Here is a 16,932-nt window from a genome sequence, read left to right on the forward strand (position 1 = left end):
GGAGCGCGTTTGCTGCCCATGCGAAGTTTCCCCAGTGTTTTGACGCAGCACACGCAACTCCGCGTTCGGAAAAGCTGGCGCTTTTTCCGTTGAAGGTGGTCAGAGCGGCGAGACCGTCACCGCGAATCGCGAGTTGTAGTTATTAGGTACTACATGAGTAGTACCATTAAAAGCGATCCCTCGCACCAAGATCCGGTCGCGCACAGCATCTCGGTCGGCGGGATGGCTTATTGGTAGCCGCTGTGGCGCAATTTCATCAGGAGAGCATAGCGACCAGGGAGAGGCCGCGCGACGGCGGCAGCGCTACCGTGCGACAGTCGCAGAACGGTCTCCGAAGGCGGTCTTCCGGAGCACTTTAAATACGAAGCGACAGACGCGACGGAACGGGCGCGTCAAACACCGAGTGCGCGAATAGAAAGCTGCCGAACAGCATCGGCGACATCACTTTCCAAGGTCGAATCCGGATCAGAGATGTGACTGTCGATGCCATCGCTCCGCCACTGATTGGGTGAGAGGGCGGCAGACATTGACGCCAACATCAATTCAAGATCGGAACGAAAAGCTTCGACATCCGACTTTTCCTGCGCGTCGCTCGTTGCGGACTGGCTGGACGGCACTCCAAATTTTTGTGGCCGGCGGGGCATGTGCCGCTGTGTGGCACATGCTATTTCGCCCTGTGGAATGGAAGCTTTATTCACTTTTCGGAAAATTCGTAGCGGCAGGATGGACCAGTTCTCACGGTCATGCGTTTTCAAGCCGCCATGCCGCGGAAACGCGATCTTCGTGTGCAACCGACGCATGCGCGATAAAAGATTCATCATGAGTGGATTAGCTGTCGATGTCTGGGCAGATCTTCAGTGGTCCTGCAGCGCGTCGCACACGCGTGCCGATCCCATACATTGGCGGAATGAAACGCGACACGCAGGCTTTCCGCGCCCGACTACATCTGCCGTAGCGGCTGATGAAAATCGAAACGCGCCAAATCCTCTGAGCTTTGCCGATAGTCGCGCTCTTCGGCGGCCTTCATCGTGTGACGACTGACGATCTGAGACAATTCCTGAACAGTCCGCTTTCGCGCCGCTCCGGTAACGGCAAGGACGGTCAAGATTTCCTGGATCAACTGCTCTTCAAGTGCTGCATCCTGCCGGTAGGCTTCCAGAACAGCTTCGAGTTCGGGCCGCATCGCATTCTCCTAGAATCATATATGACTAGCCCTAGTTAACTAGTCCTATATGTAAAACGCAATGACCCATCCGTCGAGGCCCACGAGACGGAAATCGGATACCGAGCGAATCCAAGATGTTCGGGAAGTTTTCTCGATCCACTGAGGATACGAACAATTTGATTATAGTACTTATTGATCAAAAATGCCCGAGTTAGGCGCGCGGATACCCTTTTGTGCGCTCAATGTTTCCGCAGCGCTTCTCTCACGTAAAAGCGAGACATTCGGAGGCGAGATGGCAGCAACTATTTTATCGAGAAATTATTTGCGACGACGCGACGAGCGGCGGCGGGTCATGCTGCCTGCAATCGTCGAATGCCGCGGCGCGACCCAAAAGGTCAGAGTTATCGATTTTTCCGCCTCCGGCGTTCGCCTGGACAGCATCAAGGGACTTGCGACCGGCGACCCGGTGCACATTTCACTGGCGCCCGCGTTGATCATAGAAGGACAGATTGCCTGGTCCGTCTGGCACAAGGCGGGCGTGAAGCTTTTGGAGCCTTTGACGGACGATCACCCTGCTTACACCTTTCTGCTTGAGCAGGCGCGCGCCATCGAACGCACCAGGACGCTGGCTCTCGTATCTCTCGCCAAGGACCGCGCCAGAAGTTGAGCCGGGACGCGCGCCGGACGTGGGGCATCCCATGGACCTTGGTTGGTTTCCATTGCCAGTCTCGCGCAGGGTTAAACCGTTAGGTGAAAGATTGGGCCGGTCCGCACCAGCGTCCGGCTTCTGATCGTTTGCGCCGTTTCGGAGATCTCGATGGCAATGAACCAACAGTGGCCCTCGCTTGCTGATCTTCCGGACGAGGCTGAGATTGTATCCGAAACGACGGCCGCCTTCGATCCAGAAACCGCTTCCGTGTCGGAGCTGTTGTTTGCTGGGTTGCGGATTGCCCGGTCGGGCGGCTTCGACGACGCTGCGGAAATTTTCGCGAAAGCTATCCTAAAGGATCCGGAATCGGCCGAGGCCTACGAAGCGCTGGCGACGGTCCTCGTCCCGCTCGGCAAGATCGAGTTTGCCAGCCGTGCCAAGGCGAAGGCGATCAGCCTTGGCTATAATTCTGCCCAGTCGTGGGACATGCTCGGCGAAATGCTGGTGAGCCTTCGCAAGTTCGACGATGCGGCGGACGCCTTTAAGACTGCGCTCGATCTCGAGCCGACATCAACGGAATTGGAATACAAGCTTGAAGCGGCGCGGGTTCGCGGGTTGCGGTCAAAGGCTTTGGGAACCGCTTCCCACTCGAAGGCCGAGGCGGATATTTTCGGATCCGAGTTCCTGAGCGCCGATCCTGTTCCGCCTGCGTGGCAATCGGTCAGCATTGTCACCATCGTTCCCGCGGGCAACCCGCACTCGGCCGCATTCGATGATCTTGTGCTGGGTTTCGAAAGCGCGCTTCGGGCTTTGGGCGTTTCAGTGAGCCGAAGGATCAATTCGTTCGCTGAGACCGGCATCAACATTCTGTTCGGCGCCCATCTGCTCGCTTCGCAAGATGAGGCCGACAGCGTTCCGGCGAACACCGTCGTCGTCAATCTCGAACAGGTGACGGGTTTCGACGTTAAAGGACGGCCCGCTTATTTCAGCCTTCTGAAGCGGCTGGCCATCTGGGATTATAGCGTCCGCAACATCGTTGAACTTCGGCGTTTGACGCAGAACCCGCTGATTCGCCATTTCAGCGTCGGATACGTTCCGGAGATGACGCGCCGCATTCCGTCATTTGAACAGCCGGTCGACGTCCTGTTCTACGGCAGCACCAATCCACGCCGCATCGCGGTTCTGCAGGGGCTCGCAAAGGCCGGGCTCAACGTCAAGCATATGTTCAGCGTGTACGGCAGCGAGCGCGATCAGGCGATTGCGGAAGCCAAGGTCGTCCTCAACGTGCACTTCTATGAGGACAGCATTCACGAGATCGTCCGCACGTCATATCTGCTTGCCAACAGCAAGGCCGTCGTCTCCGAGTGCGGACCGAAAACCGAAATTGACGAAGACATCCGACATTCGATGTTCGCCGTGCCTTATGAAGATCTCGTGCAGGCTTGCGTTATGCTCGTGCGCGACGAGTCGCGGCGGCGCGAGTTGGAGCGTCAGGCATTTGCGACGTTCGTCCGGCGCGATCAGGTAAAAATTCTGCGCGACACCATCGCAGCCACGATGCTTCCTGAAGCTGCTGCCTAAAGGTGATGCCTCATCAGGCCGCGCTGCGTAGCGCGGCACTCATCGGTGCGAGCTTGGCCCAACGGCCATCAAGCTCGGCGATATCGGCTTGGTGCTGAGCGCCGAAGCCGTTCTTTACATCGAATGAATCGCGCTTCGTCGAGATCTGCAGCTTGCGCACCTTGAAAGCGTTCGACCATGGGCTGAAACCATACCAGCGGATCGAGGCCAGGTCGCGGCTGCCGTTGCATTGGCGCGGGAGATGCGAACTGTGCCTACCCGGCGTGTAGGCGCCGATGGCATAGCGATGATAAAGCCTGCTGCGCGTCGGAAATGTGAGTCCGGGAATGGCGAGGCGCTTGAAGTCCATTTCATCTTCCCAGATACCCATCGCCTTCTGATCGACCAGCGGCTTATCGGGGTCCGGAGGATTATCGGGATCGGTATCGACCATGACGGCGCCCGGCAGGCGCGCGCCGACAAGATCGTGCTGCAGCATCAGGCGTTCCATTTTCGTAAGCCCGGGCGCCACGAAAAATTCCGTGGTGTTGAGCGCAAGCTTCCAGGCGTTGGGAAAACGCTGCTCGTGCTTCATGACCTCGAAATCGCAAAGAAGTGCAGCGAACGTCGCGTTTTCCGAGGGGACGATTTCCCAATGCGGCACGAGTTCACGACAGATTTCGACGGAGGCGTCCGTCGAATGATAATCGATCAGCACGCCATGATCGAAGATTTCGCGGTGATGGCGAAGCCACCACGGCAGCAGATAGGCCTCATTGAAGAAGTGCGAAATGACGACCCTTTGTGCCATTGCGGCGCTATCCGATTTCCGTGAGCGTGGGGAAGTAAATGATAAATTTCGGGGTCGTGGGGCCGCTGACGTTGCGAATTTTCCGCATCAATTCGTCGGCGAAGTTCCAGGCCCCGATGAGGAACGTCGTATCCGTTGCCATCGCGCCTGCGTTCTGCAACGGCTCGATCGGCCGGGACGTTCCGGGAATTGTAAGCCCGACTTTCAGCGCGGCTTCGTCGAGATAGACATCGGGCTCGATGCCGGCGGCGCGAATGAAGGTCAAAGCTTTCGCGGCAACGCCGACCAGCGCGATCTTGCGGCCGGACGCGCGATGGCGTGCGACGGCTTCGGCGGCCGATTGCATTGCGCCTTTCGCGCCGTCGGCGAACTTTGCATAGGCCGCATCAGCCTCGGAGAGTGTAAGTTCGGGCAGAAGGAAGGGCGGCGTCGGAGATGGCCACGTCACACTGAATGGCGCGCTTTCTTCAAACGCGAACGATTCTACATCCTCATCGGCGCGGCGCAGAAACGAAAGCAGGCTTGTACCGTGAACGGACGTCAGCCGTGATGCCTCGACTCGCAGGCCGCTCTTTTCCGCAAGCCGCGCCATCGACGCGACCGTGTAGAACGAATAGTGCTCGTGATAGACGGTGTCGAACTCACCGTTGGCGATCATCATTGCCTGACTGGTCTGAATGATCGCGACGCCACCCGGCGCGAGACACTCGCGCACGCCCTTCATGAAGGTCGACGGATCGGGCGTGTGCGCGGCGACGTTCATCGCTATGATGATGTCAAATAGCCCTTCGGGCCTCGCCGCCGGAAAGAAACCGGTAACGACCTTTCGTCCCGCAGCGATCGCAACCTTGTTGAGATTTTCCGCTGGGTCGACGCCAATGGCTTCAAAACCGCGGGATTCCAGAATGCCGAGCAAGCTGCCGTCGTTGGACGCGATGTCGAGCACGCGTGCACCCGGTTTGCAGGCGCGCCGCAGGGTGTCGGAGAACCACTCGAAATAGGCCTTGAGCGTTCCACTCGTGCCGCTGGCGTAGAGATAGTGCTTAAAGAGCTTGGCGGGATCGACGAAATACGTCAGCTGGCCGTGCGTGCATGACGGGCAGTTCGCAAATCCGAGCGGAAATGCCTCGTAGGCGTCGCCGGGCTTTTCGAGAAGCAGATTCGCCGGTGGCTGCACGTCGAGATCGAGTAATGACGTGACATCGCTTCCGCAGACGATGCAGGAGCGTTGGAGTTCGCAGATTGCACTCATGATGCCACTTGCAGCTCGGGCCGGAATTGTTCGCGGAAACGCGCACAGCGCTCTGCGATGGTCATCGGACGGGGGGCGCCGCACAGGGATTGAATGTGTGCGCAGTTCATCTGGAAAGAATACGTCACGGAGTTGCCGTTATCGACGACGGGCACGCCGTGGAACGCGGCGATTTGCTCGGCCAGATCGCCGATGCCGATATTGAGCGAGCCGGTATTCAGGATCGGCGGCAGGGTGTCTGACAGCTCGATCAGGCGCAGAACGTAGTGCGCGAGGTCCTCCAGGAAGAGGATGTTGCGATAAGACTGGCGGTTGCGGACCTGCACGAAACCATCGCGCATGGCCGCGAGGTTCATGGCGTTAAAGATCAATTCGCCGCGCAAATAAGGGCTCGTACCACAAACCGTACCAAGGCGAAGGCCGGTGATGGCGTTGGCGAAGCAGCGGGCGAGCGCATCCATCGAGATCTTGGAGCAATCATAGGGATTGACCGGATCGAGACGCGTCTCCGTTTCATCGAGCGGGGATGGCGGCGTACCGTCCTCGGCCTGCATCACGGAATAAACGCTTGCGGTGCTTGCATAGATCAGCCGGGCGTTGAGCTGCTTGCGGCGGGCAAAATGGAGCAAATCGAGACAGTTGTTTGCAAGTGCGCCGTCCGGATCGCGCAAGGACATCGGCACGCTGGAATGACCTGCGAACCAAAGGATCACGCCGAAGTCAGCGAGATCGGCGATCGTCAGTTCCTGGTAGCGGCAGCGCATGGCGTTGCGGACACCGACAAGGCGGTCGACGTTCTGATCGCAGACAGAAACATCGTGACCGGCATTCGTCAGCGCAGAGAGGAGGAACGACCCCACATAGCCATGCCCCACGAGAAGAATTTTCATGGCCGCTCCCTACCACCCGCCAAGCCTAGCAGTTCGATCTGTTTCTGCTTCGGCTTGCGCGTGGCTTGTGAGCCGGAACCGCCTCTCTCACACTGCTTTTTCGCGGCGGCGGACGGATGGCCTGCCTGTCGCTCCCATGAGTTCCAGAAGCGCCAGCTCGGCTTGGCTCGCGTAGCGCTCCTTGTGATGCAGAATGTAGAACGAGCGCTGTGGAAGCGGGAATTCGAGCGCCACGAGCTTGCCCGCGAGCAGCCCGGCCTCGGCGACGAGGTTTGAGATTGCGGTGGCACCGACGCCCGCTTCGACGGCCGCGCACACGGCTTCGTTCGACGGCAACTCAAGGACGACATTGAGATCCGCTGTCTCAACACTATGATCCTTGAGTGCGGTCTCGAATTCGCCACGGGTGCCAGATCCTTGCTCACGCATCACCCAAGTCATGGCTTTGATGTCGGCGGGTTCGAGTTTCTCCTTGCCGGCGAACGGATGGTTCGGGGAGACGACGATGACGAGCCGATCCCCCTCGACCGTCCGGACCGAAAGATGCGGATCGTCGATCGTTCCTTCGATAAAGCCGATGTCGGCGATGCCATCGTGCGTCGCAATCGCCACTTGCTGGGTATTACCTGCCTTGAGCTTCAGCTGAATTTCGGGATAACGCCGGTTGAAGATCGCGAGGAACGGCGGCAGCCAATAATTTACGATGGTCTGGCTGGCATAGATCGACAGCGAGCCGCGCTTCAATCCGGCGAGGTCGGCAAGCGCCTTTTCCGCAGTTGCCGCGCGCGCAAGGACGCCGCGAGCCTCGACGAGGAAGACGCGGCCGGCATCGGTCAATTCAATACGGCGGCCGATGCGGTCGAACAGCTTTACAGCGTAACGTTCTTCAAGGGTCGCAATGGCGGAACTGGCCGCCGACTGCGTGATGTTGATTTCGTGGGCGGCCTGCGTCACGTGCTGCTTTTCGGCGACGGCGACGAAAATGCGAAGTTGTTCAAGCGTCATGTCATCCTCGCGTTCTTCTCAAACGATTACCTTGATCAAGCCCAAGCTGAAACCGGCGATGAAGAGCGATGAAGCTGCACCGAGCAACAGCGGACGCAGTCCCTTGGCCTTGAGCTTCATGATGTCGGTTTCGAGCCCCATGGCGGCGAGCGACACGGAGAGCAGGAATGTCGTCACTGGCACGATGACGTGCTTCATGTCCGGAGGGATTACGACGAGGCTGTTTAAGCCGACGAGCGCGATGAAGCCGACGAGGAACCAGGGCATCGGCGCCTTGCCGGAGACGTTCGCCGCGCCGTGATGATGGTGGGGCTGCTGGCGACGTACCGTCGTTAATCCGAGCGTAATGACAACAGGCGCCAGCAGCATCACGCGACTGAGCTTGGCGATCGTGCCGTATTCGCCCGATGCCTGACCGTCCTGAAACGATGCAGCGACGACCTGCGCGATCTCGTGGATCGATGCACCGGCCCAGAGACCGAAAGCCTGCGGATCAAGATGGAAGATTGCCGGGAACAGCGGATACGTGAACATGGCAATCGAGCCGAAGATGGTCACGCACGCAACGGCATAGGCAACGTCTTCGTCGTGTCCCTTCGTCACCGTGTTGGTGGCGATGACGGCGGATGCGCCGCAGATCGACGTCCCGGCGGCGATGAGCTGCGTCAGCTTACGATCAACGCCCATCATGTGACCCAGCCAGGTTGTAAAGGCGAAGGTGGCAACGAGCGTCGCGACGATAACGGCAAATCCGATCGGTCCGACTTCGACGATCTGTTGTGCGGTCAGCTGGAAGCCCAGCAGGATGATGGCGAAGCGCAGGATGCGGCGGAGCGAGAACGTCACGCCTTCTTTGGCGCGGCGCGGGGTGCCGACGATATTGTGGAATGCGATGCCGATGATGATCGAAAGGATCATCGGGCTGAATGTGCCGACACCGGGGAGCTCGCGGAGACAGTATGCGAAGCCTGCTATCGTCGCCGTGAGAAAAAGACCGGGCCATACGCCTTGCGTGTAAATCGCGTGAAATGCCGGCTTCTTTCGAGGATGCCGGTTTTCTATCGAGGGAGCTTCTGTTGAAGCGACGGTAACGTCAGCTTGGATGGCGGGCGGCATGATTTTCTCCTTCCGAAATCTGCCGCAGCATGACGTTCTCCTTTAAGCCATTCCAACGCAAAGCCCCGCTGGTTTCAATCGATTTTCTTTATTGATCGGTCGGCAATATATCGCCTCGCCCACTAAAAATAAGGGGGCGATGCGATCATTATGCAATTTTAGGCTGTAATTGGCCCTTAATGGCCGTGGGGCATCGGTTCGAGTGCTGGCGCGCAGCCATGACCCAGACCGCAAGGTGCATCGGCGCTGACCTCAAACTGCAGCGTCGAATGGCGGATTTCGAATTCGTCGTGCAGCATCTTGGCGGCCGTCGCGATGAAGGCGTCACCTGGATGTCCACCGGGCATGACCAAATGGCAGGTGAGCGCAGTTTCCGTGGTGCTCATCGGCCAGATGTGCAGGTCGTGAATGCTCGCGACGCCCGGCAGCGCAGCGAGACGAGCCTGCACTTTACTGGGATCGATATTCACCGGAACGCCCTGCATTGCGAGGCGAATGGAATCGCGCAGCAGGCCCCATGTGCCCCAAACGATGATACCGCCGACGACGAGACTGACGAGCGGGTCGAGCCAGTCCCACCCGGTAAGCAGCACCGCGATGCCGACCAGGACGACGCCGAACGAGACGGCAGTGTCGGCGACCATGTGTAGATAAGCGCCGCGGATATTCACATCACGCTCGCGGCCGGACATGAACAGCCACGCTGTAAAGCCGTTGATCAGAATGCCAATCGACGCGACGATGATCATGGTGCTGCCGACGACGGGCGCCGGTTCGATCAGACGTTGAACCGCTTCGAGGGCTATAGCGCCGACCGCAACAAGCAGGAGCACGGCGTTGGCGAGCGCGGCGAGAATAGTCGATGAACCGAAGCCGTAGGTGAAGTTGAAGGTCGCGCGGCGCTTGACGAGAATGCTGGCGCCCCAAGCCATCAGCAGTCCGAGCACGTCTCCCAGGTTATGTCCGGCATCGGCGACGAGCGCCATCGAGTTCGCCATGAAGCCTGCGATGACTTCAACAACGACGAACGCGACGTTCAACGCCGTTCCCAGCGCGAATGCAGGCCCGAAATCCTTCGGCGCGTGGCTGTGACCAAGCCCACCGTGGCCGTGGCCGTCATGGGTATGGCCCGCGTGGTCATGACCGCTGTGGTCGTGATCACCGTGCGCACCGTGTGGCGTTGTCATGGTCTACCGCTCAGTCGAAATTCAAGCCTGGGAGGAGAACGTCATCCCCATCGTTGAAATGGGGTTTATAGACGGTGCCGCAATCCGGCGGCACTGGGCAATCGAATAGCGCCTGTGCCCTCCGCGGCCACTAGCTCTTATCGACGCCGCTGATGCGCTCAAGCAGACGGGGACGGCGAGGCGAGGCGGCCTGCACTCCCTGGGCGGGTTCCACATCACTTGCGGGAAGTGGCGGCGGTCCGTCGAGATCCGCTTTCGGGACTTCCCCAGCGCCGTTTGAGGGCATCTTGAGGGCGCGTATCGGTGATGGTCCCTGGCGCGGCTCACGGGCGCTTTCGCTGGCGGCCGAGCCCTCGGTATCGTTGGCGGCGAGCTTCGGCGGTCGGGGCGCAGAAATGCGTTCGGCAAGCGATGGTCGAGGAAGCTCGGGCGGCGTCGCCTGAGCGCCATTTTCTCCGGCCGGGCCGACGCGCCGCATCTCTTCATGGAAGCGGATGGCTTGCCGCGACAGGCGCTCCTGCCCGGCGGCAATTTCGGCGCGAAGCTCGGTGATGACCTGGCGCTGGTGGTCGATCTCGGCTTGCAGCGCGCCCATGTCCGCCTTCTGGGCGAAGTCGGCCGGCGGATGCTCACGATCCTCATAGGCCTGCAGCATGGCTTTCAATTTGGCGATCTCGGTGGACTTCGCGTCGCTTGCGACCTGAATATCGGCGATGCGGTCTTCGAGGGCCATGCGCTCCGCGTCGTCGCCATCGAGGCCCGATTTGATCCCGTTGAGCTCGGCTTCCGTTTTCGCCAGGGCCAGCATCAGGCGCTTGATCTCGGCGCTCTGCTCGCTGTTCGACGCCATTTTCCCGGCGGCCTGCAGACGCTCGATCATGGCGGCCTGTTCGCGGCTTTTTTCACGCAAAGCCTCAAGCTCGGTGCGCAGGGCGACATTGGCGTCAGCGGCTGCGCCTTTCACGCTGTCGCGATTGCGAACGGCGCGAGTATCAAGCGTGGTGCGCAACTGCGCGATTTCGCGCTCGCGCTGCCTGTTGAGCTGGGATGCTTCTTCGAGAGCGGCCGCCTGCTTGGCGCCGGTGGCTGCGAGCGTCTTAATCTCGCGGTCGCGGGTTGCGAGCAGCTTGCGCGTCTCGGACAGGCGCTGCTCGACTTTCGGAAGGCGATCGAGAATCGCCTGCTCCAGCACACGCCGGGCGTTCTCGTGCTCCTCGACGCTCATTTTCTGATCGGCGATGGCTTCGGAAAGTTCCTGAATCTTGGCGTCGCGGCGATTGACCTCGACGCGCTGGCGGGCTGCCATCAGCCCGGCATCTTCCAGCTTCGACTCCAGGCGATGGACCTCCATCGCGAAATCGGCACGCAGGCGGTCCTTATCGGCGCGTATTTCTTCTTCGGTGAGGGGAAGCGTCCGCTTCAGGGCTTCGGCCGTAAAGCGCTCGATGCGCCGCCGGTAGGCCGGCAACAGGACAACGACAATCAGGGCCGCGACGAGAAAGCCCAACGTGACGAGCATCGCGGCATACAGATTGATCACGGATACTCGTCCTGAAATGAATAACTTCGCGGCCCCCGCCGCTCCAAACGTCCCTTAAGCGACAGAGAAACCCGGTTTTCTGCCTCCCTGCAATATTTTACTCGTGCCGCGTGCATTGCTTGCAATCAGAACGGGTTCCAAGTTGGATTTCTTGTATACTTCAAATAGCCGATATTCGCACCGAGTCGCAGCCCCACACCTGCCCGAATCGGCGCCAGTGTGACATGTCCGGCTTTCTGAAGTTGCACGCTTACACCGCCGACGAGATAAGCTGAGCCTTCGACGCCGCCAAAACGCTCGTAAATGTCGGAAGGATCGCGAAGGTTGTAGACGAGCGTCATGACCTTGGAGCCGTCACCGCCGAAATCGTAGCCGACCGACGGACCCTGCCAGTAAACTTTGAAGTTTCCGGCGTCCTTCGTGTAAAGCATACCTTCGCCGTACGCCAAGCCGCCGATGAACGCCCCGCCCGCATCCGAGCCGAGGATGTAGCCATTCGGCCGCCCCGCCTTCTGGAACGTCCATTCGATGGCCGACGCCAGACCGCCGCTGATGGAGCCAAAGAATTTATTGCCGGCGTGGATGATTTCGTCTTGCGAGTATGAATCGCGCGGCGGCCCGTCTCCGGGAGGCGGCCCCGAATTGTAGTCGCGACTCGCGCTCGGCGGCGGCGTATAGGGCGCACCATAACCACCGGGATCGCTGTCGGGACCGCGCGCGCCGTTATAGGGCGGCGGTTGATAAGCCCCGCCGGAAGGGCCCGGCGGGGGAGCCTGATAGTTGCTCGGGTTGTTCCCTCGATAGCCATTATCGGGCTGATAGGCATCGCTGCCGCCTTGGCCGGAATAACCCTGGCCCGAATAACCTTGGCCTGAATAAGTGTCCTCAGGCGGCCGATAAGCATCGTCGACGGCATTGGCGCTCGAACCGCCGAACGCCAGGCAAGCCAGCAACGCCAGACCCGGCACGCAGTTGCGAACCCGAAAAACGGCAGGTGCTATTCGCGAGATTCCCTCGAAGCCGAAACGCATCGGCGAGTTCCCTCTTCTCATTGCGTTCGAGATTGAACTGCGCCCCAAGCCATCTACGCGCGAACGCGAAGGCCACCCATGACCGAGGACCACTCGAATCCTAGGATACAGAATCGCGAGTATTCGTTGCTAAAGTATGGCTAATTCGCGTTGTCTATGCGCCTACGGAGGGCAATTCTGCAACGGCTCCGCGCCACAGCGGTTGGCGTGCCCAGGCGACGAAATGGGGATTACGGAACGCGCGATCATAATGGCCGTAGGTCAGCGGTGCGCCGTCAAGCGTCGTGACCGAGCCACCAGCGGCTTCGAGGATCGCCTGCCCGGCTGCCGTATCCCACTCACAGGTTTCGCCGAAGCGCGCATAAAGATCGCCCTCGCCGGCCGCGATCAGGCAGAACTTCATCGACGACCCGATCGGCTTGGCATCCTGCACTTTGAGCAGCGCCAACAGACCCGAGCTTGCCGCCCCTGCGCCGCGGCTGTTGAAGGCGACAAGTGCATTGGGATCGGGCTTTCGCGTTGTGAGCCGCTTGAAACGCAAGGCCGCGAACGGCACGTCGCCTGCGATCGGCATGTGGGCTTCGTACGCGCCGTCTGGGCGCGTCACAAACAGACGCTCGGACGGCGGCAGGTAGATCAAGCCAAACTTGGTTCTGCCGTCTTCGACGTAGCCGACATTGATCGAGAACTCGGGCTTACGGCGAATGAAGAGGCGCGTTCCGTCGAGCGCATCCACGAGAAAGAAACGCCTGGCGTAATGGCAGACCTTGCCCGCGGCGATTTCTTCTTCCGCCACGACCGGCACCTCGGGTGCAATGCGTGCGAGCGCGGCAAGAATGATTGCCTCCGCCTCTTTGTCGGCAACGGTGACAGGCGTGCGGTCGGCTTTCTGCTCGAAACTGACGCCATTGTTGAAGTGCGCCATCTCAAGGCGCCCGGCTTCTCGAACCGCAGGAAGCAATGCCGCAATGAGAGCGTCGTAGTCTTTGACGTCGATCGGCACCATCGCGCGCTTCAAAACCTCAATCCGAATCATTTTGCGCGAGAGATGCTCGCGCCATCAATGCGATTATCGCGCCGCGGCTCAAACCGTGGCACGCAAGACTCATGTCTTCCATGAAAAACGGAGGTCAATGACCCCACCGGCTACAAGACTTGGCAACCGTTGTACGGCGCATGTATCAGAGCATAGGGCATTGTCGCAAGCGGCCACGTCGTATTCGCGTCGCGCTGTCGCGCTTAAACTGCCGCAACGTAGCGACACAATGATCACGACGAAGGACTAATGATGGACCAGCGCGTTCCGCCGACCGATCTTGAACTTGCAGCGCTGATTTCTAGCAAAATATGCCACGATATCATCAATCCGGTCGGTGCGATCGTCAACGGTTTGGAAATCCTTGACGAGGACGACGATCAGCAGGCGAAAAGCTATGCGATGACCGTGATCCGTAACGTGACGGAGCAAGCCTCCGCCCGGCTCGAATTCGCACGCTTCGCTTTTGGCGCCGCCGGCTCGGCAGGTAGCGTCATTGATTTGACGACGGCCGAGAAAATTTCTCGTGGGTTCGTGGGCATCACCCAAGGGAAACACAAGCTGACGTGGCGCGGCGCGCCTGGTCTGGTTCCCAAAGACAAGGTGAAGCTTCTTCTCAATCTCATTGCTTCGGCCGTCACGGCATTGCCGCGCGGCGGCGAGATCGACGTGTCGATCGGCGGGTCGTTCGAGCAGCCAACATTTCTCATTCGCTGTAAGGGCACCGGCGCGCGGCCGCCTCAGTATCTGACGGATTTCGTCGCCGGCAATCCGCTGGCGCTCGATGCCATCACCATCCAGGCCTACTACACGTGGCGAATCGCTCCGACCGCCGGGATGAAGCTCGAAATCCTGAAGGACGGCGCCGACATTCTGCTGGTGGCAAAACCCGCAAGCTGAGAGCGGCCCGACGTTCAGCTGGATGACCGGATTCCGCCATACGTCTTAAGAGGCCCTTAACAGTTTAGAGGCATTTTTTGACGCATTCGTTTGAGTTTCCAGTTGCCCTGCTGCCGGTTGGGCAACGCCTCGCTTACGAGAAGCTCTTTACATGCAGCATTGCTTCGTCATCGACGATTCTGAAATTATCAGGAAATACACGCGCCTCATTTTCGAAAGCCTCGGCTTCCGCGTCAGTGAAGCCGATAGCGCCATCGCAGCGATGGAGCGGCTCAGATCGGAAACGCCGGATTATATTTTGCTCGACTGGCGGATGCCGGAGACCAACAGCATCGAACTGCTCGAAAAGATTCGAGCGCTGCCGCGTAGCGCGCGTCCGTACATTATCTACATGGTCACCGAAAATGATCCGTTCGAAATTCAGCGCGCGATTTCGCGTGGAGCAGATACGTTCCTGCTGAAGCCGTACAACCGGCAAATTATCGAAATAAAGCTGCAAGAAATTCGCGCCGCAGCTTGATCCGCCACGGCGCGCTATCTGGTCGGTGCAGTGGTGCTGCGCTTACTGCGCGGCGTCGCCGCCTGCCGGCGCTTCCGGCGTCGGATAGCCCTCGCCACCACTCGTCTCCTTGACCGGCGCGACGTCGCCAGACTTGTGTGTCGTGTGCTTTGTCTCAGCGAGAGAGCCCGTCTCGACAGGCGATGTTGCCGAGGCCTCTTTGCTCCCGGCGGGCTTCTTCATTTTGCGAAAAATGAGCGACTTGGGATCAGGCACAGTCTGAGCGGCAGCCGTCTTGTGAACCGGAGCGGCTTCGGTGTGTACCGCAGCTTCCTTCACGGCCTTCTTCTTGGCGTGCTTTTCTTCCGACGCCGTTTCGTCGTTCTTCGCGGGCGCGACGTCTTCGGCCGACGTTTTCTCAGCGCCAGGAAGCTTCGAGCCGCCCCAGCAAACGGTGGCTTCGGCCGTGCAGGTGTGCTCGTCGAACACGATGAAGTTGAGGAACAGCTCGCAAGACACGCTCTTCTTGCCGGTGTGATAGTCCTTCACACCCTTCTCCGCCATTTTGTCGGAGATCAGTTTGTCGAGAAGGCTCTTGGCGTCGTTCGTCGGGCCATCCTTGCCGTAGTCATTCACCGAGAAGCCGTAGCGCTTGCATTCCGCGTTCGCGGACGCGGCGGAGGCAACGGCGATGGTTGCGGCCAAGCCAAATGCGGCAAAGATTTTGCCCGAGAAGCGCATAACGAAGTTCTCCCTCATAGCCCACCCTGGGATCAGGCTGCCTTTATATTGACAGCACAATGGCGGCACCAGGGCGAGTGGCGCATCGGCATCAGTTGACAGGATTCTGGTACTAGGCCGCGAAAGCCACAGATATGCGAAAGGCCGCGATACCGCGGCCCCTGGCTTGCAATCTTCCCAAACCCACAACCGTCAGGTTTTTTAGTGCATATACGGCGAGTTACCGCCGTAGAGGCTGCCGACGCCCGAGTCGAAGAAGAAGCTGTTATCGAACGGACCTGACGGCGTCTGATCGCGGAAGTCGGGCGGTCCGGGAGGTGCGCTTTTTGGCTTGCGTGGCCCACCGTACGTGTTCACCGACTCGGACTTGTCGTACGAGTATCCGCCCTTCTTGCGGCGGATCGAGTAGTTGTCCTCGGGGTCGGCAAAGGCCGGCGCGACCAACCCGATGAGGCATACGCCCGCAATCAAGGCTGAAATCAATCTCGACATCATGGTTTGGCCTTTCCGCCGCCGTTCACGTGGTCATCCTATATAGCGCAAAGTTACGAATATTTATCATTGCGCTGCCTCAAGAAAAGTTTTCCGGCCTTATTTCGGTACCGTATGTCACTTCTCGAACACGCATCCCCTGATACGCCGTGATGAACACTGGCCAAAGACGTCCTGTCGCAGGTCTTATGATACGATTCCCTTTGTGGGAACCCATCTGGGTGCGCAGCTTATCGATGCGGTAAACGCACGGCTCGCCGTTGTCCCACCTAGCTCGTGGAGACCTCACATGGAATATCTTCCGTTGCTTATCCAGCTCATCAGCGGTGCCGTCGGCGGCAACGTCGCCGGCAGCCTGATGAAAAATATCAGCCTCGGGACGCTCGGTAATTCCATTGCCGGGATCGTCGGCGGCGGCATCGGCGGCCAGATTCTCGAGCAGGTCTTTCATACGGCCGTGGCGGGCGGCGCGCTCGATCCCGTCTCGATCGTCACGCAAATCGTTGGCGGCGGCGTGGGCGGCGGCATCCTGATGGCGATCGTCGGGGCTCTCCGCGGCGCCATCGCGAAGTAACGCGTCGACCCATCTTCACATGCGGAAAGCTCGCCAGGCGAAGCCCGGCGAGCTTTTTGTTATCTATCGCTTTTATCGCGAAACGCTGCGAATCAGCCGTAAGCCGAATTGTTTTTGCTTGTTCTGGCGCCGCGGCCAAAGCGACGTGGAACGATCGACAAATGCAGGCACGACTCTCTCTATCGCCGCAACCGAAGGCCGCAGCGTGCGCAAGCTCGGCCGCGTAGAACGTCAGCCTGCGCGTTGCAGATCGACGGCTTTTGGTCCCTTGCCGCGTTTATCGGGTTCGGTCTCGAACGAAATTCGCATTCCCTCGTTGAGCTCGCCGATTCCCGATCGCTCGACAGCGGTGACGTGAACGAACACGTCGTTGCCACCGGCATCCGGCTTGATGAAGCCGTAGCCCTTCTGGGAATTGTAGAACTTTACGGTACCTGTCTGGCGCATGCATCGTCTCCTGGCAGCCCGGCCGACGAGTGAAGCA

Annotated in this window: 19 protein-coding genes; 5 read left to right on the forward strand and 14 right to left on the reverse strand. The window is 59.6% G+C overall.

Going from position 1 to position 16,932, the window contains the following annotated elements; all coding sequences use genetic code 11:
- Window positions 1-392 precede the first annotated feature (392 nt).
- Complete coding sequence (locus tag ACLB1Z_RS16445) at window positions 393-791, reverse strand: hypothetical protein (protein ID WP_409560801.1); 399 nt, start codon at window positions 789-791, stop codon at window positions 393-395.
- A gap of 149 nt (window positions 792-940) precedes the next feature.
- Window positions 941-1,183 carry a hypothetical protein gene (locus ACLB1Z_RS16450; RefSeq protein WP_013948768.1) on the reverse strand — a complete coding sequence of 81 codons (243 nt, stop codon included), beginning with the start codon at window positions 1,181-1,183 and terminating at the stop codon, window positions 941-943.
- Between the two features lie 274 nt (window positions 1,184-1,457).
- Here ACLB1Z_RS16450 and ACLB1Z_RS16455 point away from each other — a divergent pair, with 274 nt between their 5' ends.
- Both ACLB1Z_RS16455 and ACLB1Z_RS16460 read left to right on the forward strand, forming a co-directional pair.
- Window positions 1,458-1,832, forward strand: coding sequence for a PilZ domain-containing protein (locus tag ACLB1Z_RS16455; protein WP_409560802.1), 375 nt, complete (start codon window positions 1,458-1,460; stop codon window positions 1,830-1,832).
- A gap of 150 nt (window positions 1,833-1,982) precedes the next feature.
- Window positions 1,983-3,395, forward strand: coding sequence for a tetratricopeptide repeat protein (locus ACLB1Z_RS16460; protein WP_409560803.1), 1,413 nt, complete (start codon window positions 1,983-1,985; stop codon window positions 3,393-3,395).
- Between the two features lie 13 nt (window positions 3,396-3,408).
- Here the strand turns inward: ACLB1Z_RS16460 and ACLB1Z_RS16465 are convergent, their stop codons facing one another.
- From ACLB1Z_RS16465 to ACLB1Z_RS16505, 9 genes are all read right to left on the reverse strand, one after another.
- Complete coding sequence (locus tag ACLB1Z_RS16465; protein ID WP_409560804.1) at window positions 3,409-4,185, reverse strand: glycosyltransferase family 2 protein; 777 nt, start codon at window positions 4,183-4,185, stop codon at window positions 3,409-3,411.
- A 7-nt stretch (window positions 4,186-4,192) separates the two neighbouring features.
- The gene (locus ACLB1Z_RS16470) at window positions 4,193-5,437 is read right to left on the reverse strand and encodes a class I SAM-dependent methyltransferase (RefSeq protein WP_409560805.1); all 1,245 of its coding nucleotides are present in this window, start codon (window positions 5,435-5,437) and stop codon (window positions 4,193-4,195) included.
- Entirely contained in the window at window positions 5,434-6,327 is an 894-nt protein-coding gene (locus ACLB1Z_RS16475; protein ID WP_013948774.1) for an NAD-dependent epimerase/dehydratase family protein, read from the reverse strand. Before ACLB1Z_RS16475 ends, ACLB1Z_RS16470 begins: the two co-directional genes overlap by 4 nt.
- A gap of 87 nt (window positions 6,328-6,414) precedes the next feature.
- Complete coding sequence (locus ACLB1Z_RS16480; protein WP_409560806.1) at window positions 6,415-7,332, reverse strand: LysR substrate-binding domain-containing protein; 918 nt, start codon at window positions 7,330-7,332, stop codon at window positions 6,415-6,417.
- A gap of 18 nt (window positions 7,333-7,350) precedes the next feature.
- Window positions 7,351-8,448, reverse strand: a complete 1,098-nt coding sequence (locus tag ACLB1Z_RS16485; protein WP_409560807.1) for a YeiH family protein — start codon at window positions 8,446-8,448, stop codon at window positions 7,351-7,353.
- 176 nt (window positions 8,449-8,624) lie between these two features.
- Window positions 8,625-9,635, reverse strand: a complete 1,011-nt coding sequence (locus ACLB1Z_RS16490; protein WP_409560808.1) for a cation diffusion facilitator family transporter — start codon at window positions 9,633-9,635, stop codon at window positions 8,625-8,627.
- A 130-nt stretch (window positions 9,636-9,765) separates the two neighbouring features.
- Complete coding sequence (locus ACLB1Z_RS16495) at window positions 9,766-11,175, reverse strand: hypothetical protein (protein WP_409560809.1); 1,410 nt, start codon at window positions 11,173-11,175, stop codon at window positions 9,766-9,768.
- A gap of 125 nt (window positions 11,176-11,300) precedes the next feature.
- Entirely contained in the window at window positions 11,301-12,206 is a 906-nt protein-coding gene (locus tag ACLB1Z_RS16500) for a DUF1134 domain-containing protein (protein WP_409560810.1), read from the reverse strand.
- Between the two features lie 154 nt (window positions 12,207-12,360).
- Window positions 12,361-13,242: a 3'(2'),5'-bisphosphate nucleotidase CysQ gene (locus ACLB1Z_RS16505; protein ID WP_409560811.1), complete on the reverse strand. Its 882-nt coding sequence runs from the start codon at window positions 13,240-13,242 to the stop codon at window positions 12,361-12,363.
- Between the two features lie 252 nt (window positions 13,243-13,494).
- Between ACLB1Z_RS16505 and ACLB1Z_RS16510 the strand changes: the two genes are divergently transcribed.
- Entirely contained in the window at window positions 13,495-14,142 is a 648-nt protein-coding gene (locus ACLB1Z_RS16510; protein WP_013948783.1) for a histidine phosphotransferase family protein, read from the forward strand.
- Between the two features lie 151 nt (window positions 14,143-14,293).
- Window positions 14,294-14,662, forward strand: a complete 369-nt coding sequence (locus ACLB1Z_RS16515; RefSeq protein ID WP_013948784.1) for a response regulator — start codon at window positions 14,294-14,296, stop codon at window positions 14,660-14,662.
- A 42-nt stretch (window positions 14,663-14,704) separates the two neighbouring features.
- Here the strand turns inward: ACLB1Z_RS16515 and ACLB1Z_RS16520 are convergent, their stop codons facing one another.
- Entirely contained in the window at window positions 14,705-15,382 is a 678-nt protein-coding gene (locus ACLB1Z_RS16520; protein ID WP_409560812.1) for a hypothetical protein, read from the reverse strand.
- A gap of 201 nt (window positions 15,383-15,583) precedes the next feature.
- Window positions 15,584-15,877: a hypothetical protein gene (locus ACLB1Z_RS16525; protein WP_013948786.1), complete on the reverse strand. Its 294-nt coding sequence runs from the start codon at window positions 15,875-15,877 to the stop codon at window positions 15,584-15,586.
- A gap of 286 nt (window positions 15,878-16,163) precedes the next feature.
- Here ACLB1Z_RS16525 and ACLB1Z_RS16530 point away from each other — a divergent pair, with 286 nt between their 5' ends.
- The gene (locus ACLB1Z_RS16530) at window positions 16,164-16,448 is read left to right on the forward strand and encodes a hypothetical protein (protein ID WP_409560813.1); all 285 of its coding nucleotides are present in this window, start codon (window positions 16,164-16,166) and stop codon (window positions 16,446-16,448) included.
- Window positions 16,449-16,679: 231 nt separating this feature from the next.
- On the opposite strand, the gene ACLB1Z_RS16535 is transcribed toward ACLB1Z_RS16530, so the two are convergent.
- A complete protein-coding gene (locus tag ACLB1Z_RS16535) occupies window positions 16,680-16,895 on the reverse strand; it encodes a cold-shock protein (protein WP_013948788.1) in 216 nt (71 codons plus the stop codon).
- Window positions 16,896-16,932: the final 37 nt, after the last annotated feature.

Source organism: Hyphomicrobium sp. MC8b (assembly GCF_905067615.1).
Lineage (GTDB): Bacteria > Pseudomonadota > Alphaproteobacteria > Rhizobiales > Hyphomicrobiaceae > Hyphomicrobium_B.

Bases quoted from the DNA above. Each gene is read 5' to 3' on its own strand.
- ACLB1Z_RS16450 (WP_013948768.1), bottom strand. From the start codon at position 1,183: ATGCGGCCCGAACTCGAAGCTGTTCTGGAAGCCTACCGGCAGGATGCA.
- ACLB1Z_RS16455 (WP_409560802.1), top strand. From the start codon at position 1,458: ATGGCAGCAACTATTTTATCGAGAAATTATTTGCGACGACGCGACGAG.
- ACLB1Z_RS16460 (WP_409560803.1), top strand. From the start codon at position 1,983: ATGGCAATGAACCAACAGTGGCCCTCGCTTGCTGATCTTCCGGACGAG.
- ACLB1Z_RS16465 (WP_409560804.1), bottom strand. From the start codon at position 4,185: ATGGCACAAAGGGTCGTCATTTCGCACTTCTTCAATGAGGCCTATCTG.
- ACLB1Z_RS16470 (WP_409560805.1), bottom strand. From the start codon at position 5,437: ATGAGTGCAATCTGCGAACTCCAACGCTCCTGCATCGTCTGCGGAAGC.
- ACLB1Z_RS16475 (WP_013948774.1), bottom strand. From the start codon at position 6,327: ATGAAAATTCTTCTCGTGGGGCATGGCTATGTGGGGTCGTTCCTCCTC.
- ACLB1Z_RS16480 (WP_409560806.1), bottom strand. From the start codon at position 7,332: ATGACGCTTGAACAACTTCGCATTTTCGTCGCCGTCGCCGAAAAGCAG.
- ACLB1Z_RS16485 (WP_409560807.1), bottom strand. From the start codon at position 8,448: ATGCCGCCCGCCATCCAAGCTGACGTTACCGTCGCTTCAACAGAAGCT.
- ACLB1Z_RS16490 (WP_409560808.1), bottom strand. From the start codon at position 9,635: ATGACAACGCCACACGGTGCGCACGGTGATCACGACCACAGCGGTCAT.
- ACLB1Z_RS16500 (WP_409560810.1), bottom strand. From the start codon at position 12,206: ATGCGTTTCGGCTTCGAGGGAATCTCGCGAATAGCACCTGCCGTTTTT.
- ACLB1Z_RS16505 (WP_409560811.1), bottom strand. From the start codon at position 13,242: ATGATTCGGATTGAGGTTTTGAAGCGCGCGATGGTGCCGATCGACGTC.
- ACLB1Z_RS16510 (WP_013948783.1), top strand. From the start codon at position 13,495: ATGGACCAGCGCGTTCCGCCGACCGATCTTGAACTTGCAGCGCTGATT.
- ACLB1Z_RS16515 (WP_013948784.1), top strand. From the start codon at position 14,294: ATGCAGCATTGCTTCGTCATCGACGATTCTGAAATTATCAGGAAATAC.
- ACLB1Z_RS16520 (WP_409560812.1), bottom strand. From the start codon at position 15,382: ATGCGCTTCTCGGGCAAAATCTTTGCCGCATTTGGCTTGGCCGCAACC.
- ACLB1Z_RS16525 (WP_013948786.1), bottom strand. From the start codon at position 15,877: ATGATGTCGAGATTGATTTCAGCCTTGATTGCGGGCGTATGCCTCATC.
- ACLB1Z_RS16530 (WP_409560813.1), top strand. From the start codon at position 16,164: ATGGAATATCTTCCGTTGCTTATCCAGCTCATCAGCGGTGCCGTCGGC.
- ACLB1Z_RS16535 (WP_013948788.1), bottom strand. From the start codon at position 16,895: ATGCGCCAGACAGGTACCGTAAAGTTCTACAATTCCCAGAAGGGCTAC.